Below are 23,355 nucleotides of genomic sequence, written 5' to 3' on the forward strand. Positions count from 1 at the left end.
GGGTTAAATCTTGAGGGACTGTTGCCGCCACGACACATTCGTTGCACCCCGGCAACCCTTTAGAGTTAGACCAAAGTTGGAAGGTCGCGGCTGACAACAAAAACGCCGCTCTTTCGAGGCGGCGTTCGATGTCAGGATCGTGCGAAGCGGCTCAGGTGTTCAGCACCCGACCATAGGCGTCCAGCACGGCTTCCTTCATCGTCTCCGAGATGGTCGGATGCGGGAAGATCGTGTGGAACAGCTCTTCCTCGGTCGTCTCCAGATTCATGGCGACCACGAAGCCCTGGATCATCTCGACGACTTCAGCGCCGACCATATGGGCGCCGAGCAGCTGGCCGGTCTTCTTGTCGAAGATCACCTTCACCATGCCCTGGTCCTCGCCTTGGGCAATGGCCTTGCCATTGGCGACGAAGGGGAAGCGGCCGACGCGGATGTCCCTGCCGGCTTCCTTGGCCTTGGCTTCGGTGAGACCGACCGAGGCCACCTGCGGATGGCAATAGGTGCAGCCCGGGATCAGCGACTTGTCCATTGCATGCGGGTTCATCCCCTTGATCGCCTCGACGCAGATCACGCCCTCATGCTCGGCCTTGTGGGCGAGCATCGGCGGGCCGGCGACGTCGCCGATGGCATAGATGCCGGGTACGTTGGTCTTGCCGTATTTGTCGATCACGATACAGCCGCGCTCGGTCTTCACGCCGAGCTTCTCGAGGCCAAAGCCTTCGATATTGCCGACCACACCGACCGCCGAGATGACGCGATCGACGGTGAGCTGCTGGGTAGCCCCCTTGCCATCCTCGATGGTCACGGTGACCGAATCCGACTTCTTGTCGAGTTTTGTCACTTTAGCGCCGGACATGATCTTGATGCCCTGCTTCTCAAACTGCTTGCGGGCGAAGCCCGCGATCTCGGCGTCTTCGACTGGCAGGATCTGCGGCAGCACCTCGACCACGGTCACGTCGGCGCCCATGGTCTTGTAGAACGATGCGAATTCGATGCCGATCGCGCCGGAGCCGACCACCAGCAGCGACTTCGGCATCTTGTCGGGATTCATCGCCTCGAAATAGGTCCAGACCAGCTTCTTGTCGGGCGCGAGACCCGGCAGCACGCGCGGCCGGGCGCCGGTGGCGACGATGATATGCTTAGCCGTGTAGCTGCCCGCCCCGAGCGCGCCCTTCGGCGCCGCGGCTTCCGTCTTCTTGACAGTGAACTTGCCCGGCGCATCCAGCGTCGCATCGCCCCAGATGATCGAAATCTTGTTCTTGTTCATCAGATATTCGACGCCGCCGCTCAGGCGCTTCACGACACCGCGCGAGCGCGCGATCACCGCCTTGATGTCGAACGACACGTTGTCCGCCGACAGGCCGTAATCCCCAGCGTGCTGGAAGTAGTGATAGATCTCCGCCGAGCGCAGCAGCGCCTTGGTCGGGATACAGCCCCAGTTGTTGCAGATGCCGCCGAGATAGGCCTTCTCGACGATCGCCGTCTTGAAGCCGAGCTGCGCAGCCCGGATCGCCGTCACGTAACCGCCGGGACCGGAACCGATCACGACGACGTCAAAAGATGTATCGGCCATTGTGGCTCCCGTTCAACTCAAACACGCGTTGCCGCGCTTGCGGCGATTCAAGATATTGCTTCCCGTTCGGCCTCGCGCAAACGCAGGTAACGCCGCAGCATTAGCCATTGCACGATGACGACGCCCCAGTACGAGACCGACATCTGTACTGCATCGATGAGGTCGCCCGCATTTGGAGACCGCCCCGAATTTGCATCCGACGCCATCCCGAGCGCGATAACAAACACCGCCACCAGTACCAACACCAACATCGCGAGCTTCAACGCGCGTTCGCGATGCTTGCCAGGTGCCGCGATACCAAAACCAATCATTGCGAGCAGCGCGTATCCGGGTACGAACAACAGCCGGTAGGCTTCGCCCATACCGCAACCGGCTTTGTCGCTGTAACAAGGCATGATCGACGAGGCCGCTGACGTAACCGCCACTCCGCAAATCAGCGAGATGAAACCCGCCAGCAAGACCATGCCGAACAACTTCATCGACTTGTCCCGTGACGCCGCGTCACACCACCATCATGACTGGATTTTCGATCAGCTTCTTGAACGCCGTGATCAGTTCGGCGCCGAGCGCGCCGTCGATGGCGCGGTGATCGCAGGAAAGGGTCACGCTCATGATGGTTGCAGCGACGATCTGGCCGTTGCGCACCACGGCCCGCTCTTCACCTGTGCCTACCGCAAGGATCGACGACTGCGGCGGATTGATCACCGCGGTGAAGTCCTTGATGCCGAACATGCCGAGATTGGACACGGATGACGCGCCGCCCTGGTATTCGTTGGGCTTGAGCTTCTTGGCCTTGGCGCGCGCGGCAAGTTCCTTCATCTCGTTGGAGATTGCCGAAATCGACTTGATCTCGGCCTGGCGAATGATCGGTGTGATCAGGCCGAACGGCAGCGCCACCGCGACGCCGATGTCCGAATGCTTGTGACGGAGCATCGCCGCTTCCGTCCACGATACGTTCGCTTCCGGAATCTTCTTCAGCGCGATGGCCATCGCCTTGATGACGAAATCGTTGACCGAGAGCTTGTAGAGCGGCTTGCCGTCCTTGTCCTTGCCGGCCGCAGCGTTGATCTCCTCGCGCGCGGAGGAGAGCTTGCCGAGATCGCAATCGACGGTGAGATAGAAGGTCGGCATCGAGTTGGTGGCTGCGGTGAGACGCTGCGCAATCGTGCGGCGCATCGAGTCATGCGGCACGCTCTCGTAAGCGCCCTGCTCGTACAGCCCGAGAATCTGCTGATCGGACATGGCAGGTGCACCGATCGCTCCAGTTGCACCTGCGGGAGCGCCGGCAGCCGCGGCTGCTGGTTTGAGGCCCTGACCGGACTTCGCCTTCTCGACATCCGCAGCGACCACACGACCATGCGGACCCGACCCGGTAATGCGACCGAGTTCGATGCCGGCATCCTTGGCGAGACGACGCGCCAGCGGCGATGAGAATACGCGGGCGCCATTGCTCTGTGCAGCGGCCGGCTGCGGAGCTGGCGCAGCGGCCGCTGCCGGTGCTTTCGCTGCGGGAGCAGCAGTCGGCGCAGGTGCAGCAGTTGCAGGCTTCGGCGCGGGAGCCTCGGCAGCAGGCGCGGGCTTCGGCTTGTCGGCCCCTGCCCCCGAACTCGCGGCCTTCACGTCCTCGCCGTCGGCGGCGAGCACCGCGATGACGGCGTTCACCGCAACATCCTGCGTACCCTCCGCCACCAGAATCTTGGCGATGGTGCCTTCGTCGACGGCTTCGACTTCCATCGTCGCCTTGTCGGTCTCGATCTCCGCGATCACGTCGCCGGACTTGACCTTGTCGCCCTCTTTCTTGAGCCACTTGGCAAGATTGCCCTTTTCCATGGTGGGCGACAGCGCAGGCATCAGAATGTTGATTGGCATTGTCAGTGACCTTGTTGCGACCGCGGCGTGGTGTTGCCCATGTCAGTCGGACGCGCGATTTCAGCTTCGAACATTTCGACGATGCGGTTCAGCGCCTCGTCTTCGGAATAGTTGGCCTCACGCGCATAGGCGCGTGCGGCATGGCGCGCGATGTCGACCAGCAAAAGCCCCCACATGTCGGGCTCCTCGAAGGCGCGCATGAAGGCGATGGACAGCCCGCCGTCGAGCACGAACGCGCGCAACACCTCGGTGGCGTCCTCGCGGTCCATGACATCCGGCGGCAGTGGCTGTTCCTTCGGACCCGCCATGGCTCACCGATAGCAAACGGCTTTGGCCGCAGCCACGACGTCGGCCACCGACGGCAGCGCCAGCTTTTCAAGATTGGCAGCGTAAGGCATCGGCACGTCCTTGCCCGACACGCGCGCGACCGGCGCGTCGAGATAGTCGAACGCGTGCTCCATGATCCGTGCGGCGATTTCGGCGCCCACACCCGACTGCTGCCAGCCTTCTTCCACCGTCACGGCGCGCGAGGTCTTCTTCACGGATTCGATGATGGTATCCGTATCGAGCGGACGCAGCGTGCGAAGGTCGATGACCTCCGCCTCGATGCCTTCCTTGGCGAGTTCGTCGGCGGCCTTCAGCGCATAGGTCATGCCGTTCGACCACGAGATCAGCGTCACATCCTTGCCGACACGTGCGACCTTGGCCTTGCCGATCGGCACGATGTAGTCGTCGAGCTTTGGCACCTCGCCGGAATGCCCGTAGAGCATTTCGTTTTCGAGGAAGATCACGGGGTTCGGATCGCGGATCGCGGATTTGAGCAGGCCCTTGTAGTCGGCGGCGCTATAGGGTGCGACGACCTTGAGGCCCGGGATCTGCGAATACCAGGCCGAGTAGTCCTGGCTGTGCTGGGCACCAACGCGCGCCGCAGCGCCGTTCGGGCCGCGGAAGACGATCTGACAGGTCATCTGGCCGCCGGACATGTAGAGGGTCTTGGCAGCGGAGTTGATGATCTGGTCGATCGCCTGCATGGCGAAGTTGAAGGTCATGAATTCGACGATCGGCTTCAGGCCAGACATCGCCGCACCGACGCCGACACCGGCAAAGCCGTGTTCGGTGATTGGCGTATCAATCACGCGGCGGGCGCCGAATTCCTGCAGCAGGTTCTGGGTCACCTTGTATGCGCCCTGATATTCGGCGACTTCCTCGCCCATAATGAAGACGTCTTCATCCCTGCGCATTTCCTCTGCCATCGCGTCGCGCAGCGCTTCGCGGATGGTCATGGTCACCATCTCGGTGCCTTCAGGAATTTCGGGATCGGGCTGGATCGACGCCGTCGGAGCTGCCGGCGCAGTAGCCTCGTCCTTCAAAGCCGGAGCGGACTTGGCTTCCGCGGCAGGCGGCGCGGATTCTGCGGCCTTCTCCTGCTTCGCGGGGGCTGGCGCGCTCGCGGCGGCAGATGCGTCTTCGCCGTCAGCGAGGATGGTCGCGATCGGCGTGTTGACCGCGACGTCGTTGGTCCCTTCCGGGATCAGGATCTTGCCGAGTGTCCCTTCATCGGTCGCTTCGACTTCCATCGTCGCCTTGTCGGTTTCGATTTCGGCAATCACATCGCCGGACTTGATCGTGTCGCCTTCCTTCTTGAGCCATTTGGAGAGGTTGCCTTTCTCCATGGTCGGGGACAGCGCGGGCATCAGAACTTGAATGGCCATTATAACTCCAGATCGGTCTTTAAGCCGCGCGCTTAGCGGTACACATCGGTGTAAAGTTCGGATGCATCGGGCTCAGGGTCCTGCTGCGCGAAATCCGCCGATGCGTTGACGATGTCACGCACCTCGGCATCGATCGCCTTGAGGTCCTGCTCGGTCACGTCAGCGGCCAGCAGACGGTTGCGCACCTGCTCGATCGGGTCCTGATCGTGGCGGACCTTGTCCACTTCCTCGCGGGTCCGGTACTTGGCCGGATCCGACATCGAGTGACCGCGATAGCGATAGGTCTGCATTTCCAGAATGAACGGACCCTTGCCGGCCCGGCACCAGGCGACCGCACGATCACCGGCGGCCTTCACGGCGCGGACATCCATGCCATCGACCTGCTCGCCCGGAATGTTGAAGGAGATGCCGCGCTTGGAGAAGTCGGTCTGCGCCGAGGAGCGCGTCACCGAGGTGCCCATGGCGTAGCGATTGTTCTCGATGATGTAGATCACCGGGAGCTTCCACAGCTCGGCCATGTTGAAGCTCTCATAGACCTGGCCCTGGTTCGACGCGCCATCGCCGAAGTAAGCGAGGCTGACGAGATCATTGCCGCGGTAACGGTTCGCGAAAGCGAGACCCGTTCCGAGCGAGACCTGCGCACCGACGATGCCATGGCCGCCATAGAAATTCTTCTCGCGGCTGAACATGTGCATGGAGCCACCCTTGCCCTTGGAGTAGCCGCCCTTGCGCCCGGTCAGCTCGGCCATGACGCCCTTGGCGTCCATGCCACAGGCCAGCATGTGACCGTGGTCGCGATAGCCGGTGATGACCTGATCGCCATCCTTCAATGCCATCTGCATACCGACAACGATGGCTTCCTGGCCGATATAGAGATGGCAGAAACCGCCAATCGCGCCCATGCCGTAGAGCTGGCCAGCCTTCTCCTCGAAACGCCGGATCAGCAGCATGTCGCGAAGCGCGTGCATCTCCTGATCGCGGGTGAAATCTGGCGGCGATGATGGGGTTGCGCCATTGCTCGTTGCCTGCCCTGCGGGAGCGACGCTTTTCTTCGGTGCGGCCATGAAAATTCCGGATGCGAGAGTGAATGGCCCTTCCTACTCCAAGTGCTTGCGGCTTGAAAGGGATTGCGTCGCGCGGAATGCCACACGGTTGTTTCGCACTGCAGCGAAGGCGCGAAACTTTCGAAATCGAATTGGATCGGTTTTGTAATTTGAGGAATGAAAGCGCGTGTCGTGGTCACGTTGCCGTCACGATGAGCAGGCGCGAGCAATCCATAGCTTTGATGCAAAGCTGTGTTGCTTCACGCGAGGACGACTCGCCGCCGAAGAGAGAATCTTAGTTTGGCTTGATGACCTTCACGAGGTCGCGCGGATGCGCGTAGTCGAGCTGGTAGCGCGCGCGCTCGTCGAGCATGTCGGGATCGAGTCCACCAGATCGCAGGAGCGCCACGCGCTGCTCGGCCTTGGTGCGTTCCTTCTTCAACTGCACCAGTTCGGAGGTCAGCGCGACGATCTCCTGGTCGAGCTCCTGGCGTGCGTTGAGGCCATATTTGCCGGTATAGGCATTGACCCCGAAATAGCTGATCATCATCGCCGCCAGTGCATAGAGCACGAGCCCGGTGAGGATCGATTTGAGGCGGGTATGCTTGACCATCCCCGAAAATGCGACGGCCCGGTTAAGGCGAACCTAACAACCGGGCCGCAACCTGAATTTGCGCGGGTTATTTCTTCAGCTTGTCGACCCAGACGGCGAAAGCGTCGATATAGGCCTGCAGCACCGGACGGATGGATTCCTTGACGATCTCGCCCTGTTCGCTGAACGCGTCGCCGACAGCATTCAGATAGATTTCAGGCTGTTGCATGATGGGACCGACAATCCCCGGCAGGGTCTGGCGCAAGCTAAGGGCCGCACCCAGGCCACCGATCGGACCGGGCGAGCTAACCACGATGCCGGTGGGCTTGCCGAGGAACGAGCTCTTGCCATAGGGCCGCGAACCGACGTCGATGGCGTTCTTCAGAACACCTGAAACTGAGCGGTTATATTCCGGAGAGACGAACAGCACCGCATCCGAGGCCTGGATCGCTTCGCGGAACTTGACCCAGTCGGCCGGCGGCGTGGCTTCCAGGTCCTGATTGAAGAATGACAGGTCGTGCAGCGTGATGACGTTCAGCTTGAGCGACGGCGGCGCCAGCTTGGCGAATGCATTCGCAACCTTGAGCGAGAATGACTGTTTGCGGAGGCTGCCGACAATGACGGCAACGCTGTAGGTGGCCATGAGATATCCCCTGAATAACTGCTTCCAAAAAGCGCGGAGCGCATATGGAACCTGTCACCTATCCCGGCAAAAGATGCAAGTGCATGGATTGCATTTGACTACCGCAATCGGGCCAAACCGGCACGCCCGCCTCGCCCGCCCAAACAAATCCTCGTTATGCTGATATCGCTTAAATGGATGACGCGCGGAACGCCGCTGCGATCGAACCTGCGGAGAGTGCTGCGCGACAAACCACGTGAGACAAACCACGCAAGCCAGTCCCGACTGATCTGCGACGTCTGGCCAGGCTGCTCAAATTCGACGTCGCAATTTGCGGGCTTCCGATGCGCAACCTTGGTCTCGTCGCTTCCGTCCTGTTCGGCTTCAGCTTGCTCAGCCAGCCCGCTCTGGCCGACAAACGCGTCGCACTGGTGATCGGCAACTCGGCCTACCAGAACGTGGTCAAGCTCGCCAACCCAGCCAACGACGCCGCGGCGATGACCGAGACCTTGAAAACAGCGAATTTCGACATCGTCGAAGCCCGACGGGATCTGAAGGCGACCGAGATGCGCCGGACACTGCGCGATTTCGCGGACAAGGCGCGCGACGCCGACGTTGCCCTGGTCTATTTCGCCGGCCACGGGATCGAGGTCGATGGCACCAATTACCTGATCCCGACCGACGCGCTGCTGGAGCGCGACACCGACGTCTATGACGAGGCATTCTCGCTGGAACGCATCCTGGTCACCATCGAGCCGGCCAGGAAGCTGCGGCTGGTGATCCTCGACGCCTGCCGCGACAACCCCTTCGTCAAGAATATGAAGCGCACTACCGCGTCGCGCGCGATCTCCCGCGGCCTCGCCAAAGTGGAACCGGCCAGCCCCAACACGCTGATCGCCTACTCGGCCAAGGCCGGCTCGACGGCGCTGGATGGCGATAGCAAGAACAGCCCCTTCACGGCGGCTCTGGTACGCCATATCGCGACGCCCGGCCTCGACCTGCGCAAGGCCTTTGGCTTCGTCCGCGATGACGTCATGAAGAACACCAGCAACCGCCAGGAACCCTATGTCTACGGTTCGCTCGGCGGCGGCGACGTGCCGCTGGTGCCGGTAGCCGCAGTGACCTCTTCCCCAGCCATCAGCGTCCAGGCGGAAACTCGCCGCGACTACGAGCTGGCTTTGCAGCTTGCAACCAGGGACGGCTGGAACGCGTTCCTGACGCAGCACCCCGACGGCTTCTACGCGTCGCTGGCCAAATCCCAGCTGGCGAAGCTCGCAGCCGAGGACGCCCATACCGCTGCTGCGGAGAAAGCCCGCCTCGCCGCTGAAGAGAAAGCCCGTCTGGCTGCCGAAGGCGCCAGGAAGGCCGAACAGACCAAGGCAGCGGCCGATGCCAAGGCCGCCGAGGATGCCCGGATCGCTGCCGAGAAACTCAAGGCCGCCGAGCAGGAACGCGCCGCCGCCGGCGAGCGCGCCCGCGCAGCAGCGGAAGCCAGGGTCGATGCCGGCAAACCGGACACGCCTGCCGCCGGACCGCAGTTGGCGACACTCCCTGCCCCCACGGCCGATGTGTCACGAACACCCGCGCCAGCCGATCTGCCCCGTCAGGTCCAGGTCGAGCTTCAACGGGTGGGCTGCCTGTTGGGATCAGTCGACAACACTTGGACTGCGGCTTCCCGCAAGTCGCTCGAGCGCTTCAATCGCTACGCGTCGACCAAATTCGATGTCAAGGCCGCCAGCACCGATGCGCTCGACGCAATCAAGGCCAAGTCTGCACGCGTCTGCCCGGTGGTTTGTGCGCATGGCTCAGAGGCGAACGGCGAGCGCTGCGTGAAGATCGTGTGCCGGGCCGGCACTTTCCTGAACGATGATAACGAATGCGAGAAGAAGCGCAGCCGCACCGAGGCCAAGCGCAACGCGGCGCCGCACCGCGAACGTCTTGAGCGCGATGAGCTTGATCGCCCGCAAATTCAGGCCCGCGCGCCGCGCGCGCAGCCGTCCGGCCAGATCGTCTGCGACAATGCCGGCTGCCGTCCAGTGCGTCCCGGCTGCCGCTTGGTGTCGCGCGACATGCGGATCGGCCTGACCAATGTCGAGGTCTGCAACTGACGACGTGCTTGCCTCGCCGGATCGCAAGCGACATTCTGACGATCCAAGTTTGCGAGCCGGAGCCATCATCGTGACCATCGAATTTCTCATCACCTCGCTGGTCGTGGTGGCATCGCCGGGCACTGGCGCCCTTTACACACTGGCAACCGGATTTTCTCGCGGAGGCCGCAGCAGCATCGTCGCCGCATTCGGTTGCACGCTTGGCATCGTGCCGCATATGGCCGCTGCTATCCTCGGCCTCGCCGCCCTCTTACACACCAGCGCGTTGGCGTTTCAGGTGTTCAAATATGCCGGCGTCGCCTACCTGCTCTATATGGCCTGGAAGACGCTGCAGGAGCATGGCACGCTGAAGGTCGAGACCGACGACAGCGCGCAGTCCGCGCTGCAGGTGACGACCACAGCGATCCTGATCAACATCCTCAATCCGAAACTATCGATCTTCTTCCTCGCCTTCCTGCCGCAGTTCATCAGCGCCGACGAGACACATCCACTGTCGCAAATGCTGCTGCTCAGCGCGGTATTCATGCTGATGACCTTCGTGGTGTTTGCGCTCTACGGCCTGTTTGCGGCTTCGATCCGCAACCACGTCATCACGCGGCCGCGGGTGCTGACCTGGATGCGACGCACTTTTGCCGGCGCGTTTGCCGCGCTCGGTGCCAAGCTGGCTTTTGCCGATCGCTAGGCGGGGCTATTCCAGTCGCTCGACATTGCGCAGCGTCGGAAATAACCGCATCCAGAGCAGCGCGATGGCAACAGTGCCGAGGCCGCCGATCAGTGCGGCCGGGACAGTGCCGAACAGCGCTGCGGTGACGCCGCTCTCGAACTGGCCGAGCTGGTTCGAGGTGTTGATGAACAGGTAGTTCACCGCGCCGACCCGGCCGCGCATGTCGTCCGGGGTCGCGAGCTGCACCAGCGAGAAGCGGATCACGACACTGACCGTATCCGCGGCGCCGAGCACCGCGAGCGCGGCCACTGACAGCCACAGCCATTGCGACACAGCAAATACCGCTGTCGCAAGGCCGAAGATGATGACGGCCTGGAACATCCGCATGCCGACCCGGCGGTTGATCGAGTAGCGCGTGAGCACCACGGTCGTCAGCAGTGCACCAACTGCAGGGGCCGCACGCATGAGGCCCAGCCCCCACGGGCCGGTCTGCAGAATGTCGCGGGCATAGATCGGCAGCAGCGCGGTAGCGCCGCCGAGCAGCACCGCGAACAGATCGAGCGAGATGGTACCAAGGATCGCCGGATTACTACGCACAAAGCCGACACCGGCAAACAAAGTCCGCAGCGACGGCGGATCCTTCACCGCCACCTCGCGCGCCAACTTGATCGCGCTGTTGAGCAAACCGCCGATCAGCCAGAACGCCGCCATCAGCACATAGGGCGTCGACGGCGACAGCGCATAGGCAATACCGCCAAGCGCGGGACCGCAAATCATCGCCACCTGAAATACGCCGGTCGAGAGCGCGGTCGCCTTCTGCAAATGGCCTTCGGGCACGACGCCCGGCAGTAGCGCCGAACCGGCCGGCGCCTCGAACGCGGTCGCCGCGCCGATCAACACCAGCGCCACGAAAATCTGCGGCACCGTAATCCAGCCGGCATAGGTGCCCCAGGCGAGCAGGATCGCCGTCAGCCCCTGCAACAACTGGCAGATCTGCACCACACGGCGACGATCATACCGATCGGCGATATGGCCGGCGACGAAGACCAGTGCCAGCATCGGCACGAATTGCGCGAGGCCGACCATGCCGAGCTGGAACGCGCTGCCGGTCAGATCATAGATCTGCCAGCCAACCGCAACCGCGGCGATTTGCGAGGCGAAGCGCGAGAAGCTGCGCGATACTATGTAGTACAGATACGGCGGATGGCGCAGCAAGAGCCGCGCGCCATCCGTGACGACGCCGGCAGACTGATCGGCGAGTGTCATCCCGGCATGTTCGGATTGATCAGATACTTCTCGCCGGTGGCGCGCTTCGCATAGGCCCGGAGATTGTCGAGCTGCAACACGCCTTCGAGCGAAATCACCTTGGTGTAGTGGCTGGCGAAGGTGGTCTTGAGTTCGGCGACCACGCGGGCACGAAGCCTGGCGGCATCAGCCACGCCGATCTTCTGCAGGAACGGAAACAGCAGCCAGCCACCCATGCCCCAGGCCATCCCGGCAGGGACGAATTCGATTGGGCGTAGATCCAGCCGGCCATAGACGTAGACCTGCTTGTGGGTCGTCGAGCCATAGCGGCTGTAGACCTTCATCGCCTTGACGGCGGCGACTTCCATCGCCTGCAGGATCTGGCCCTGCAGCTTGCCGCCACCGGTGGCGTCGAAGGCCAGCGTGGCATTGGTGGCAATCAATGCGGCGGTCAGGTCTTCCATGAAACTCGGCGACGTCGAGTTGCAGACATATTTCGCGCCGATGCCGCGCAGCAATTTTTCCTGCTCCTCGCTGCGGACGATGTTGACGAGATCGATGCCGTCCTTCTGGCAGATCCTGTTGAGCATCTGGCCGAGATTGGACGCGGCGGCCGTATGCACCAGCGCCGTATGCCCTTCTCGCTTCATGGTCTCGACCATGCCGAGCGAGGTCAGCGGATTGACGAAACAGGATGCGCCTTCGGTGGCCGTGGTGCCCTCTGGCAACGGCAGGCATTCCTTGGCCTTGATGACGCGATACTGCGCATACATGGCACCGCCGATCATCGCGACGGTCTTGCCAAGCAGCGCCTGCGCGGCTTCGGACGATCCGGCCTTCACCACCGTGCCGGCGCCCTCATTGCCGACCGCCATCGACTCGTCGAGACGGCCGCCCATCGCTTTCATGTTGGCCTGCGGGACGGTCGCCGTGACGACCGAGGATGCGCCGGTGCCGGAGACTTTTACGCTGGCCGGATCGGCCGCGCCGAGCAGGAGACCGAGATCCGACGGATTGATCGGCGCAGCCTCTATGCGCACGACGACCTCGTCGGGGCCCGGCGCCGGGATCGCAACCTGCTGCAGCGAGATTTCCAGTTCGCCGCTGCTCTTGATGAGCGAACGCAGTTCAAGTCCGGATGTGACGTCAGTCATGGTCGATCCCCCTCAATATGTCCGGCGGTCTGGTGCCGCGTCAGTAGATGCCCGGAATGATGCGCTTGGTCTCGCGCATATAGGCCCGGTAGTCGTCGCCGAATGCCTCGATCAGCATCCGCTCTTCATAGTCGATGCGGGTGAAGAACAGGATCGCGATCGCGACCAGTCCGCCCAGCGCGGCCATGGCATTCGGCAGCAGGAACGCCTGCGCCAGTGCCCACAACCAGAACGAGGCATACATCGGATGGCGGATGCTGCGATAGACGCCGGCACGCACGATCTGGTGAGCCTCGCGGATTTCCAGACTGGCCGACCATTGCCTGCCGAGATCCTTGTGCGAACGGCGAAACAGCCAGAGTGACAACACATAGAGCGCCGCGCCGATCACGACCGCCGCATAATTCAGCTGATAGTTCAGCGCGGCCGGCCAGCCGGTCACCAGCCAGATCAGCGGCACCACGAACAGGCCGACGGTGGCGATCGCCAGCAGAATGCGTTCGCGGCTCCAGCCGACCGCACGCAGCGTCGCCGTGCGGCGGGCTTTGCGCGCATAGGGGTAGCGAATGATGAACCAGGCGATCAGACCGATCGCCCAGACATATGTTCCAAGAAGTGACGCGGTCATTGTCGTCCGATCAGGCCATCATGCGGCATTCACGGATGCCCCGGCTTGCGATTGAGAGGATGTGATTTTGGCCAGCGGCATATCCAGCAGCGCGCCATCCGCACCGAAGCGTTTGAGGCCGCCTTCGCCCGCAGTGATCTCGTCGAACGGCAGAGGACCGCAGACCACCATGCAATAGTCGTAGGGCGCGCGGCACTGGTTGCCCATCACCATCTGATAGTGAATGCGCATGAAGCTGAAACGGTAGCGCTTGAACTGTTCCATGCCCATCATGGCATGCATCTGGACGCGCCGGATGTTCGGCCTGCCCTCGTCGCGATCGCGGCTGCGGCGCTTCAAGGTCACCGGATCGAAACGGTAGAAACTGATGACGTCGTCGCGGGCGTGATATTCGGTCCAGCGGATCGCCGGCGTGTCGGCAACGAGGCGCGTTGCTGCGCGCACGCTCTTGCCGGCGGGATGCAACGCGAATTTCGGGATGGTCGCGCTCACCGTCATCACGCAGATGGTCGGGCCATGTTGGGGCAGATCCGGGTCGAGCGCGAGTGCGCGCGCCACCGCCTCCATGACCAGCGCCGCGCCGAGGCAATGGCCGACGATGACGATCTCGTCGACATCGGCCTTCTGTGCGCGTGCCACGATCACCCTCGCGAATTCATCGACGCGCGCCGTCATCTTCGGGCGCTGGCCATGGACATATTGCCGCGAGAAAATCCAGTCGTCGAACACATGATTGATCGGCTTGCGCCAGCCGTAATGATGCAACAGCGCCGTGAAGACGGCGGCAGCAACAACGCCGCCCGCGATCCATGCAGCCGCGCCTGACATGCCGAGCAGCCAGGTCAGGCCATAGCCCACCGCCGCGCCAGATGCAGCAAAGCCCGCGATCCACAGATAGGAGAACAGGAAGAAGCCGGCATATTTCCAGCTCGCATAAAAGAAGCGGAACAGGGTTCCCGTTACCAGCCAGTCGCCGAGCGTGACGAAGGCTGCCCCCAATCGCGACAGCATGCCCCGCGAGTGATCCTGCAGAATGAGATCATCCCAGCGCAGCATTTCGTAGGTGGTTTCTGTCTGCCAGTTCGGCCCGGAGGTCTCGGCCCGCCAGGATGCGCTCACATTCGTAGCATCAAGCACCCCAGACGCCTTCGCGGACACGCTCCACGTCTTCTCGAAACTCGACAACGAACGGCGGAACCGCTCGAGCTGCGTGTCCGGCAGAATCGGGTCGTAGCCGCCAATGTGAAAGACATGTCGCCGCGCGATCATCGTCCGTTCGCTCCCGAGTGCATCACGCACCGTTCTGATCCGGTGCATAGCAAATTCGCCCGCGCCGACAAACCTGCCCATGCCCAAAACGGAAGCGTCCGGCAGGATTTTGTCGCCCTCAGGTCACACAGCCGCTCTTTCGCAACCCCCTTCATCACAATTCCGGGAATCGAGGCAGGACTGTGATTGACGGCAGGCCTTTATGTCTGAACATGTCGCGGGTTTTTTCGAAGAAAGAAAGCACTATGTCGATTGCTCTCAAGGGCTTCAAACGGCCGTCGTGGACCTCTCCGGCGGCCGTTTTGCTGATTCTGTCGTCGCTCTTTGTGGTCTCGCTCGCGAGTTCCGGGGATGCCGATGCCGCTCCCGGTCGTCGTCCCGGCCATGTCTATCTGTATCGCGGCCTCATGAACGTGTTCTCGCTGGGCATGGATCAGATCGCCTACAAGCTCGAAGCCGCCGGCGTCGCCTCCTCGGTCAGCAATCACACGCTGTGGAGCGGCCAGGCGGACGACATGATCGCCCGGTACAAGGCCGGTAACCGCGAACCGATCATCCTGATGGGCCACTCGGCCGGTGCCGACGTGACCATCTCGATTGCCCGCAAGCTCGCGCAGTACAACATCCCGGTGGCGCTGATCGTGAACTTCGATCCGGTGGCGCCCGATGCTGTCCCCAACAACGTGAAGCAGATCGTGAACTATTACGTACCCGCCGGCTGGGGACGTGCCGTGGCCGCCGATCCGCGCTTCAAGGGCAAGCTCGCCAATGTGAACGAGAACGCCACCACCAACCACTTCTCGATCGACAAGGACGACAGCCTGCAGCGTCAGGCCATTGCCCGCGTCATGGCCGTGACCGGCGGTGGCATCCGCCGCAAGCCGGCGGCGCCGAAGCCTGCACAAGTCTCGGCTGCTCCGCAATAATAGGCAGCAAATATTGGAACGCATTCAGCCGAGGTGATCGTCACCTCGGCTGAATTGTTTTAGCCATTCGGAATCCTCAGACGATCAGCACGTCATGATGTGACGGAGGCGTCGCCGGCGCGAGCGCGGCATCAGGAGCGCCGAGCGCGTCGTCATGCACCGGCGCGGCCGCGACGGGATGGCTCGACGCCGTCAGGACCTGAGCAAGAGCGACCTCCGCAGCGCCCTCGCCCTGCGCACTATTCTGCACCTCCGTGTGCGCGGACGCCTGACTGAAGGCAAAGTTCTCACTGCCGGAGCTGCTTGCAAGTGCCTGTCCGATAGTATCGACGGCAATACTGGCATTCGCGAATTTCAGAAACTCGGTATTGGTAAGATAGTCAGTGCCGTCGCGGCCGGCGACGCTGTCAGTGACGATCGTCTGAGCGCCACTGCGGTTGATGCTGTAGTCGGCCACATTGCCGGAGAATACCGCGGTGTCGGTGCCGTTGCCGCCATTGATGATGTCATTGCCGATCCCGCCGGCAATGTAGTCATCGCCGTCACCGCCGCGCACCACGTCGTTGTCGCTTGAGGCACCGAAGAACCAGTCCTGATGCTTGGCCGTGTCGAACTGGATGCTGCGGACATAGAGATCGAACGAGCCGGGCGAGCTGGCATTGGTGCCGTCGGCCGGCACCAGATCGACGCCATTGATGGCGATATCCTTGAAATGCAGCGCGCGTCCGGGCTCGGAATTTGCGAGATTGATCGCGACACTGGAGATGCTGGCAGGATTGTCGAAAGTGACGGTGTAGGTCTGGTAACCGGCCGGATCGACCGCCGGTGTGAATTCGAGCAATCCGGAAACCGGTTGGCCATTGACCAGAACCTGGGCCTGCGCGCCGATGCCGTTCACTACCGAACCGTAGCCGGTCAGCGTGATGGTCGTACTCGTAAGCTTTCCGGCGATATCGGGCCCGGCGACAATCGTATCGTTCCCGGCTCCGCCATAAATCTCGTCATGACCGAGCCCGCCGATGATGACATCGTTGCCGCCTCCGAGATCAATCGTATCGCCGATCGACGAGCCCGTGATGGTGACGCCCGGCGTCGCCCCGTTTCCCTGGAAATACTGCGCCACCACATCCTGCGCCGGTTTGTCCATGACCGAATAGCCGGTTTCCGAATAGAAGTTGTTGAGGTCCCACTGCCAGAACTCGACGCCTTTCAACCAGCTACCGCCATGCGCGCTCCAGACCTGAAAGAAGGCGTTGTAGGCATCTGCCTGTTCGGCGAGATCCGCAGGCGCCTTGGATGAGCCTCCGCCCGGATTGATCGCCGTGCCATCGATGCTGCGATAACCGACCTCGGTCATCAGAACCGGCTTGCCGTAATCCAGCGCCAGCGAATGAAAGAAATCGACGGGCGACTGATAGTCGAAGGCTTTGGCGTAATACGGATTATACGGCACCTCGTTCCACGCATGCACGAGATCGGCCACCGTCGGCGTCGTGCTGGCCGTCAAGGGTGGATAAGCGTTGATGCCGATCGTGTCGACCTGGTCCCAGAAGCTGACCTTGGATGCTTCGTCGGTTGCCGCCGCGTAAGTGACTTCGCCATGATAGACGCCGCGCACGGCCGAGATGATATCGACCCAGTAGCTGCGATAGGCATCGCCCGACAGGCTGCTCATCTCGTTGCCGATGGCGAAACTGGCGACATCGCCTTGCTCTGCAATTTCAGCCAGGTGAACGATCTCGGCCTTGTAGGACGCGAAGAAGGCATCGACGTCCGACGGCGCCAGACTGTGCGAGATCGTGCCGTCGAGACCTGTAATGCCCGGCTTGAAAACAACATCCAGCCCAGCGGCATGCGCCTTCTGAAAACCAGCCAGCAGACTCGCATCGCTCTCGGTCTTGGCGGGAACGGCCAGCACATCATTGCTGGTTCCGGTGTCGGTCCATATCCGCGTCGTCAACGCGATCGAATTCGATCCCAGTGACGCCATTGCCTGAAACGCCTGATCGGCCGACGCACTGGAGAACTGTCCATTCCACTCCGACAGTGCACCGAAACCTTGGACCTTAAAGATGTTGGGCATTTACGCTCTCCGTCGGCATTGCCCGGAGAAGGCTGAACCCGCAACGTGATACCTTCGCGACCGCAATGGGGTATCATGGTGACGTCTACAAATTGAACCTCGTTGTCATCTTGCGCGGTCAGGGTCATTCAATGAAAAACGCCGCCCGCTATTTCAGCGAACGGCGTTGATCGCGTAGTTCTTGCTCGGCCCGGAAGGCCGCGCCTGCGCTTTACGCGAGTGCCTTCAGTGCAGCCTTGCCGGCATATTTCGCCTGGGTGCCGAGCTGCTGCTCGATGCGCAGCAACTGGTTGTACTTGGCGGTACGATCCGCGCGTGCCAGCGAGCCGGTCTTGATCTGTCCGCAATTGGTGGCGACCGCGAGATCGGCGATCGTGGAGTCTTCAGTCTCACCCGAACGGTGCGACATCACCGCGGTATAGCCAGCCTTGTAGGCCATCTCGACGGCGCTCAGCGTTTCGGTCAGCGAGCCGATCTGGTTGACCTTGATCAGGATCGAATTGGCGCGGCCGTTCTTGATGCCGTCGGCAAGACGCGTGACGTTGGTAACGAACAGGTCGTCGCCGACCAGCTGGCACTTCGAACCGATCAGATCGGTGAGCTGCTTCCAGCCGTCCATGTCGTCTTCCGACATGCCGTCCTCGATGGAGACGATCGGATAGTTGGCAACGAGCTGCGCGAGATACTTGGCCTGTTCGGAGATGTTGCGGGTCTTGTTCTCACCGCCATAGACATAGGCGCCGTCCTTGAAGAACTCGGTGGCAGCGCAATCCATCGCCAGCATCACGTCCTTGCCGGCGGAGTAGCCTGCCTTGGTGATGGCGGCCATCACGAAATCCAGTGCCGCTTCGGCCGAGCCGATGTTCGGTGCGAAGCCGCCTTCGTCGCCCACGTTGGTATTGTGGCCGGCCTTCTTCAGCTCGCCCTTCAGCGTGTGGAAGATCTCGGCGCCGCAGCGCAAGCCTTCGGCGAAGGAGGACGCGCCGACCGGCATGATCATGAATTCCTGGAAGTCGATCGAGTTGTCGGCATGCATGCCGCCATTGATGATGTTCATCATCGGCACCGGCAGCGTGCGGGCCGAGGTCCCGCCAACATAGCGATACAGCGGCATGTCGAAGGACTCCGCGGCAGCCTTGGCGGCGGCCAGCGAGACACCGAGGATGGCATTGGCGCCGAGGCGCGACTTGTTCGGGGTACCGTCGAGCTCGATCATGATCTCGTCGAGCTGAACCTGGTTCTCCACGTCCATGCCGCCGATGGCATCGAAGATCTCGCCATTGATGGCATCGACCGCCTTCTGCACACCCTTGCCGAGATAGCGGGACTTGTCGCCGTCGCGCAGCTCGACCGCCTCATGGGCGCCTGTGGAGGCGCCCGACGGAACCGCGGCGCGGCCCATCGACCCGTCTTCCAGGACGACGTCGACTTCAACCGTGGGATTGCCGCGGCTATCGAGAATTTCGCGGCCGATGATGTCGACGATGGCGGTCATGGATGCCCTCTTTGTGCTGGGGGTGGGTCGTTGGCGCCGCTTCTACAGCAAGCCTTCCGGCGGGAAAACCCCGCCTGGCGTGACGACGGGCCGGAGATTGGCTATGAACCGCCGCAACGGAGATATTTATGTCAAAAACACCCCGCAAATCCCCCAAATTGCCGGCTGACTTGCAGCTCGGCCGCGCCGTGGAATGGCCGACCTCCCCGGAGCAGGCCAAACTCGACCGTGTACCGAACCCGCAGAAGGACACCAATTACGTGGTGCGCTTCACGGCTCCGGAATTCACCTCGCTGTGCCCGATCACCGGCCAGCCGGATTTCGCCCATCTGATGATCGACTATGTGCCCGGCCAGTGGCTGGTCGAGTCGAAGTCTCTCAAGCTGTATCTCGCCTCGTTCCGCAATCACGGTGCCTTCCACGAGGATTGCACCGTCGAGATCGGCAAGCGCGTCGCCTCTGCCATCAAGCCGAAATGGCTGCGCATCGGCGGCTACTGGTATCCGCGCGGCGGCATCCCCATCGACGTGTTCTGGCAGACCGGAACGCTGCCCAAGGGCGTCTGGGTGCCGGAGCAAGGCGTCGCGCCGTATCGTGGGCGGGGCTAGCAGTCGGTAGCCCGCATGAGCGCAGCGACATGCGGGACAGCTAGGCAGACCCGGATGTCGCTTCGCTCATCCGGGCTACGCTGATCCATGGCAAATTTTTGTGACCGCGCTACTATCAGCCGATGGTCGGATATCGGCGCAATTTTGTGCCCGGTGGCACGTACTTCTTTACGGTCACACTCGCCGACCGGCGATCCACTATTCTCGTAGATCACATCGGCGTGCTTCGCTCCGCATTCCGTGCGACTCGGCATGCACGGCCTTTCGCGATCGACGCCGTGGTGATCCTGCCCGATCATCTGCACGCGATCCTGACGTTGCCGGCTGGTGACACCGATTTCCCTGGCCGCTGGCGACGGATCAAGGGGCATTTCAGCAGCGGCCTGATCGATTCCGGAATTCCAATGTCGCGCCGATCGAATGGTGATCTCGCGCTTTGGCAACGGCGCTTCTGGGAGCACACCATCCGCGACGAAAGCGATTTCGAGCGTCACGTCGACTACGTTCACTTCAATCCGGTCAGGCATAGTCTCGTGCCGAACGTGCGCGAGTGGCCGCATTCGTCGTTTCATCGCTATGTTCGCGAGGGGGTGTTACCGGAAGATTGGGCGGGCATCGCGAATGGTAACAGTGGGCATTTTGGAGAACGTGCTGATTGAGCCGATGAGCTCTTCCTGTAGCCCGGATGAGCGAAGCGATATGCGGGACAACGAGCCCCGGATATCGCTTCGCTCATCCGGGCTACATCAGCGCAGGCCCCCCGCGTCCGCCGGCTTGGTTGGCTTCAGCAGCTTCGCCGCCGCGAAGCCCAGCCCGAACACGATCGCGGCGCTGACCAGCAGCGTCGGCATCTTGCCGGCATGGGCGAGGCCAAAGCCATAGGCGATCGGTCCGACCGACTGGCCCATGAAAAAGCAGAACGCATGCAGCGACATCGCGCTGGCGCGGGCTTCCTGTGAGAGCTCGGTCGAGAAGATCTGCAACGAGCCGTGCAGCATGTAGAACCCCCAGCCCATCAGCAGCAGGCTCAGTGCCTGGATCTGCCAGTTGGGGCTGAAGGCGGTCGCGGCAAGCTGGATTGCAATCACGATGCCGCCATAGATCATCATGCCGTTGATGCCGAGCCGCGCCAGCATGCGCGACACAGTGGCTGTGTAGAACAGGCCGCCCACGGCAAAGCAGGCGATCACAAGGCCCGCGATCGACAGGCTGGTGACGCCGCGATCGAACAGGAATGACGAGATATAGGGAAACAGGCCGAGGATGCAGCAGCCCTCGATGAACACCGCGCTATAGACGATCAGCGTGTTCGGGTTACGGAAAATGACTTTGTAGCCCTGGGCAAGCTTGCCGAAGTCAGCCTTCACGGTCGGCTTGATGATCGCGGCGCCCTTGAAGCCATACGCCACCGCGACCGATGCGACGATCGCAAGGCCGCCGAGGATGACCAGCACGCCGCGCCAGCCGAAGAAATCGCCGATGATGCCAGATGCGGTCGATCCCAGCAGGTTGCCGGTCATGGCGCCAGCCATCACGCGGCTCAGCGCGACCTGGCGCAGCTTCGGCCCGACCAGATCGCTGGTCAGCGAGAGCGTCACCGGAAACACCCCGCCTGCCCCGATACCGGCCAGCACGCGGGTCGCCAGCAGCAGCGGATAGGAGGTGGTGAGCGCGCCGAGAATGCTGGCAAGGCCGAGCAGCACCAGGCAGACGATCATCAGCCGCGCCTTGCCGAACATGTCGGCTGCGGCGCCGAGCACCGGTTGTACGATGGCGAAAGTGAAGGCGAGCGCGGATGACAGACCTGCGGCGACGGCGACCGTCACGAGCAGATCGTCGGCCACATGCGGCAGCACCGGATCAAGCGCACGCTGCGATAGCGCGGCAGCAAACGAGGCCAGCGCAATGATTTTGATGACCGGCGGCAGCATCAGCGCGCCGCCGCGGGCCGATGTGACATGGTCACGCCTTCGCCGTCGCTTTGGCCAGCGCGTCGAACGCCATCAGGTTCTTCACCAGCGCCTCGAAGTCGCGCAGCGGCACCATGTTCGGGCCGTCGGACGGCGCATTGTCCGGATCGGGATGGGTCTCGATGAACACACCGGCGACGCCGACGGCCACGGCCGCACGCGCCAGCACCGGCACGAATTCGCGCTCGCCGCCCGACGACGTGCCCTTGCCGCCCGGCTGCTGCACCGAATGGGTGGCGTCGAAGATGACCGGCGCGCCGGTGGTGCGCGCCAAGATCGGCAGCGCGCGCATATCGGAGACCAGCGTGTTGTAACCGAAGGACGCACCGCGCTCGGTGACCAGCACCTTGTCATTGCCCGACGATGTCAGCTTGCTGACCACATTGGCCATATCCCAGGGCGCCAGGAATTGCCCCTTCTTCACATTGACCACCTTGCCGGTCGCTGCTGCGGCCAGCAGCAAATCGGTCTGCCGGCACAGGAAGGCCGGGATCTGCAGCACGTCCACCGCCTCGGCTGCACGGGCGCATTGATCGTTCTCATGCACGTCCGTGAGAACAGGCAGGCCGAGCGTCTCGCGGATCTCGGAAAAGATGGGCAGCGCGTCATCGAGGCCGATGCCGCGCGCGGCGGAGGCGCTGGTCCGGTTGGCCTTATCGAACGAGGTCTTGAAGACGAGGCCGATCTTGAGCCGGGTCGCGATCTCCTTCAGCGCCTGCGCCACTTCGAGCGCATGCGCCCGGCTTTCGAGCTGGCATGGCCCGGCGATCACCGAGATCGGCAAGCTGTTGCCGAAGCGGACATTGCCAAGTGCGACGACGGGCGCGGCTGTGGACGATGCGGTCAAAACGGTCTCCTTTTCGCGCGAGACCATGACCGCAGGACCGGGCGGGATGCAAGCCGGATCAGGCCCATCCCGCCGGTCGGAATATCAGGGTTGCGGCGGAAGCCGCCTCCAACCCGACCAAAGCGGCTTCAGCACCGGGCGGACCAGCCTGCCCCCCGGGACCAGGCTTACTTCAGCGCCGAGAAGACCGTCGGCGCCAGCAGCTGGCTAACGATATTGCCGACGATCTGGCCATCCTCTTCGGACTTGGCACGCGCCGACATCCACTCGGGGTCGCTCATGAAGGCGGTCCACACCTTCTCGCGCTCGGCGAGCGATTCCCATTTGAGGATGTAAGTGAGCTCCTGATTGGATTCGCCGATCATCGTCGTAAAGAAACCGGACTGCCGGATGCCGTGCTTCTCCCACAGCTTCAATGTGACAGATTCAAATCGCTTGATCAGCGCTGGCAAACGTCCCGGCAAACAGCGATAGACGCGTAATTCATAGATCATCGGCTTTGGTTCCTTCCCTTTTTGTCGGCCTTATCGGGCTCTAACGCATGGCTCGTTGCGGCATCATCCCTTGCCTGCGCACCGTCAGGCTTACATCATGACGCCTGTGACGCAACCGACTTGGATCCACGATGCAAAAGCCCCTTCTGTCGTTAGTCGCCCTGATGACACTGACCGTGTCTGCCACCGCTCAACAGCCCGGCAAGATCACGTCGGGCGCCACCGGCGTGATGGTCGATGGCAAACCGGCGGCGCGCGTCGGCGACACCACCACCGATGGCAAGATCATCGAAGGCGCGAAAGGCGTCTACATCAACGGCAAGCCTGCAGCCGTCGTCGGCGGCAGCACTGAATGTGGCGGCAAGACAATCTCCGGCAGCACTGGCGTGTTCATCAACGGCAAGCCGATGGCCCGTGCCGGCGACAGCACGTCGGGCTGCAAGTAAGACCGGC

23 protein-coding genes are annotated in these 23,355 nt (G+C 62.4%); 6 read left to right on the forward strand and 17 right to left on the reverse strand.

The features are described from left to right. Positions 1-151 precede the first annotated feature (151 nt). From lpdA to A4A58_RS07330, 8 genes are all read right to left on the reverse strand, one after another. Positions 152-1,573, reverse strand: a complete 1,422-nt coding sequence (lpdA, locus tag A4A58_RS07295; RefSeq protein WP_068730811.1) for a dihydrolipoyl dehydrogenase — start codon at positions 1,571-1,573, stop codon at positions 152-154. Between the two features lie 47 nt (positions 1,574-1,620). Beyond that, on the reverse strand, positions 1,621-2,052 hold the full coding sequence (locus A4A58_RS07300; RefSeq protein WP_068730812.1) for a hypothetical protein: 432 nt from the start codon (positions 2,050-2,052) through the stop codon (positions 1,621-1,623). A 22-nt stretch (positions 2,053-2,074) separates the two neighbouring features. Beyond that, the gene (locus tag A4A58_RS07305) at positions 2,075-3,442 is read right to left on the reverse strand and encodes a pyruvate dehydrogenase complex dihydrolipoamide acetyltransferase (RefSeq protein ID WP_068730813.1); all 1,368 of its coding nucleotides are present in this window, start codon (positions 3,440-3,442) and stop codon (positions 2,075-2,077) included. 2 nt (positions 3,443-3,444) lie between these two features. Further along, entirely contained in the window at positions 3,445-3,750 is a 306-nt protein-coding gene (locus A4A58_RS07310; protein WP_068730814.1) for a DUF5076 domain-containing protein, read from the reverse strand. Between the two features lie 3 nt (positions 3,751-3,753). Continuing rightward, positions 3,754-5,154, reverse strand: coding sequence for a pyruvate dehydrogenase complex E1 component subunit beta (locus A4A58_RS07315; protein WP_068730815.1), 1,401 nt, complete (start codon positions 5,152-5,154; stop codon positions 3,754-3,756). 32 nt (positions 5,155-5,186) lie between these two features. Continuing rightward, positions 5,187-6,218, reverse strand: a complete 1,032-nt coding sequence (gene pdhA, locus A4A58_RS07320) for a pyruvate dehydrogenase (acetyl-transferring) E1 component subunit alpha (protein ID WP_068730816.1) — start codon at positions 6,216-6,218, stop codon at positions 5,187-5,189. Between the two features lie 274 nt (positions 6,219-6,492). After that, positions 6,493-6,810: an FtsB family cell division protein gene (locus A4A58_RS07325; protein WP_068730817.1), complete on the reverse strand. Its 318-nt coding sequence runs from the start codon at positions 6,808-6,810 to the stop codon at positions 6,493-6,495. A 67-nt stretch (positions 6,811-6,877) separates the two neighbouring features. Further along, a complete protein-coding gene (locus A4A58_RS07330) occupies positions 6,878-7,432 on the reverse strand; it encodes an NADPH-dependent FMN reductase (RefSeq protein ID WP_068730818.1) in 555 nt (184 codons plus the stop codon). Positions 7,433-7,755: 323 nt separating this feature from the next. On the opposite strand from A4A58_RS07330, the gene A4A58_RS07335 reads away from it, so the two are divergent. Together A4A58_RS07335 and A4A58_RS07340 are read left to right on the forward strand one after the other, a co-directional pair. Then, positions 7,756-9,519, forward strand: a complete 1,764-nt coding sequence (locus A4A58_RS07335; RefSeq protein ID WP_068730819.1) for a caspase family protein — start codon at positions 7,756-7,758, stop codon at positions 9,517-9,519. Between the two features lie 70 nt (positions 9,520-9,589). After that, positions 9,590-10,201 (forward strand): LysE family translocator, encoded by a 612-nt coding sequence (locus A4A58_RS07340; protein WP_068730951.1) that lies wholly within the window; start codon positions 9,590-9,592, stop codon positions 10,199-10,201. A gap of 6 nt (positions 10,202-10,207) precedes the next feature. On the opposite strand, the gene A4A58_RS07345 is transcribed toward A4A58_RS07340, so the two are convergent. Genes A4A58_RS07345 through A4A58_RS07360 form a run of 4 tightly spaced genes read right to left on the reverse strand, consistent with a single transcriptional unit; the run spans position 10,208 to position 14,509 of the window. Continuing rightward, positions 10,208-11,449: an MFS transporter gene (locus A4A58_RS07345; RefSeq protein ID WP_068730820.1), complete on the reverse strand. Its 1,242-nt coding sequence runs from the start codon at positions 11,447-11,449 to the stop codon at positions 10,208-10,210. Next, positions 11,446-12,582, reverse strand: coding sequence for a zinc-binding dehydrogenase (locus A4A58_RS07350; RefSeq protein ID WP_068730821.1), 1,137 nt, complete (start codon positions 12,580-12,582; stop codon positions 11,446-11,448). Before A4A58_RS07350 ends, A4A58_RS07345 begins: the two co-directional genes overlap by 4 nt. 40 nt (positions 12,583-12,622) lie before the next feature. Next, positions 12,623-13,210, reverse strand: coding sequence for a protein-S-isoprenylcysteine O-methyltransferase (locus tag A4A58_RS07355; RefSeq protein ID WP_068730822.1), 588 nt, complete (start codon positions 13,208-13,210; stop codon positions 12,623-12,625). An 18-nt stretch (positions 13,211-13,228) separates the two neighbouring features. Next, the gene (locus tag A4A58_RS07360) at positions 13,229-14,509 is read right to left on the reverse strand and encodes a hypothetical protein (protein ID WP_244499692.1); all 1,281 of its coding nucleotides are present in this window, start codon (positions 14,507-14,509) and stop codon (positions 13,229-13,231) included. A 215-nt stretch (positions 14,510-14,724) separates the two neighbouring features. Between A4A58_RS07360 and A4A58_RS07365 the strand changes: the two genes are divergently transcribed. Further along, positions 14,725-15,405 (forward strand): hypothetical protein, encoded by a 681-nt coding sequence (locus tag A4A58_RS07365; RefSeq protein WP_139069796.1) that lies wholly within the window; start codon positions 14,725-14,727, stop codon positions 15,403-15,405. 76 nt (positions 15,406-15,481) lie between these two features. On the opposite strand, the gene A4A58_RS07370 is transcribed toward A4A58_RS07365, so the two are convergent. Together A4A58_RS07370 and eno are read right to left on the reverse strand one after the other, a co-directional pair. Beyond that, entirely contained in the window at positions 15,482-17,488 is a 2,007-nt protein-coding gene (locus A4A58_RS07370) for a glycoside hydrolase family 113 (RefSeq protein ID WP_068730824.1), read from the reverse strand. 211 nt (positions 17,489-17,699) lie between these two features. Next, positions 17,700-18,983, reverse strand: coding sequence for a phosphopyruvate hydratase (eno, locus tag A4A58_RS07375; RefSeq protein ID WP_068730825.1), 1,284 nt, complete (start codon positions 18,981-18,983; stop codon positions 17,700-17,702). Positions 18,984-19,111: 128 nt separating this feature from the next. Here eno and queF point away from each other — a divergent pair, with 128 nt between their 5' ends. Both queF and A4A58_RS07385 read left to right on the forward strand, forming a co-directional pair. Beyond that, positions 19,112-19,591 carry a preQ(1) synthase gene (queF, locus tag A4A58_RS07380; RefSeq protein WP_068730826.1) on the forward strand — a complete coding sequence of 160 codons (480 nt, stop codon included), beginning with the start codon at positions 19,112-19,114 and terminating at the stop codon, positions 19,589-19,591. A 122-nt stretch (positions 19,592-19,713) separates the two neighbouring features. Next, a complete protein-coding gene (locus A4A58_RS07385; RefSeq protein ID WP_068730827.1) occupies positions 19,714-20,250 on the forward strand; it encodes an REP-associated tyrosine transposase in 537 nt (178 codons plus the stop codon). 87 nt (positions 20,251-20,337) lie between these two features. Here the strand turns inward: A4A58_RS07385 and A4A58_RS07390 are convergent, their stop codons facing one another. From A4A58_RS07390 to A4A58_RS07400, 3 genes are all read right to left on the reverse strand, one after another. After that, entirely contained in the window at positions 20,338-21,522 is a 1,185-nt protein-coding gene (locus A4A58_RS07390; RefSeq protein ID WP_068730828.1) for an MFS transporter, read from the reverse strand. Between the two features lie 31 nt (positions 21,523-21,553). After that, complete coding sequence (gene kdsA / locus A4A58_RS07395) at positions 21,554-22,435, reverse strand: 3-deoxy-8-phosphooctulonate synthase (RefSeq protein WP_192855891.1); 882 nt, start codon at positions 22,433-22,435, stop codon at positions 21,554-21,556. Between the two features lie 140 nt (positions 22,436-22,575). Further along, on the reverse strand, positions 22,576-22,902 hold the full coding sequence (locus tag A4A58_RS07400; protein ID WP_068730829.1) for an NIPSNAP family protein: 327 nt from the start codon (positions 22,900-22,902) through the stop codon (positions 22,576-22,578). A 131-nt stretch (positions 22,903-23,033) separates the two neighbouring features. Here A4A58_RS07400 and A4A58_RS07405 point away from each other — a divergent pair, with 131 nt between their 5' ends. Further along, the gene (locus A4A58_RS07405; RefSeq protein ID WP_068730830.1) at positions 23,034-23,348 is read left to right on the forward strand and encodes a PAAR domain-containing protein; all 315 of its coding nucleotides are present in this window, start codon (positions 23,034-23,036) and stop codon (positions 23,346-23,348) included. Positions 23,349-23,355 lie beyond the last annotated feature (7 nt).

Source organism: Tardiphaga robiniae, assembly GCF_001618955.1.
GTDB lineage: Bacteria > Pseudomonadota > Alphaproteobacteria > Rhizobiales > Xanthobacteraceae > Tardiphaga > Tardiphaga robiniae_A.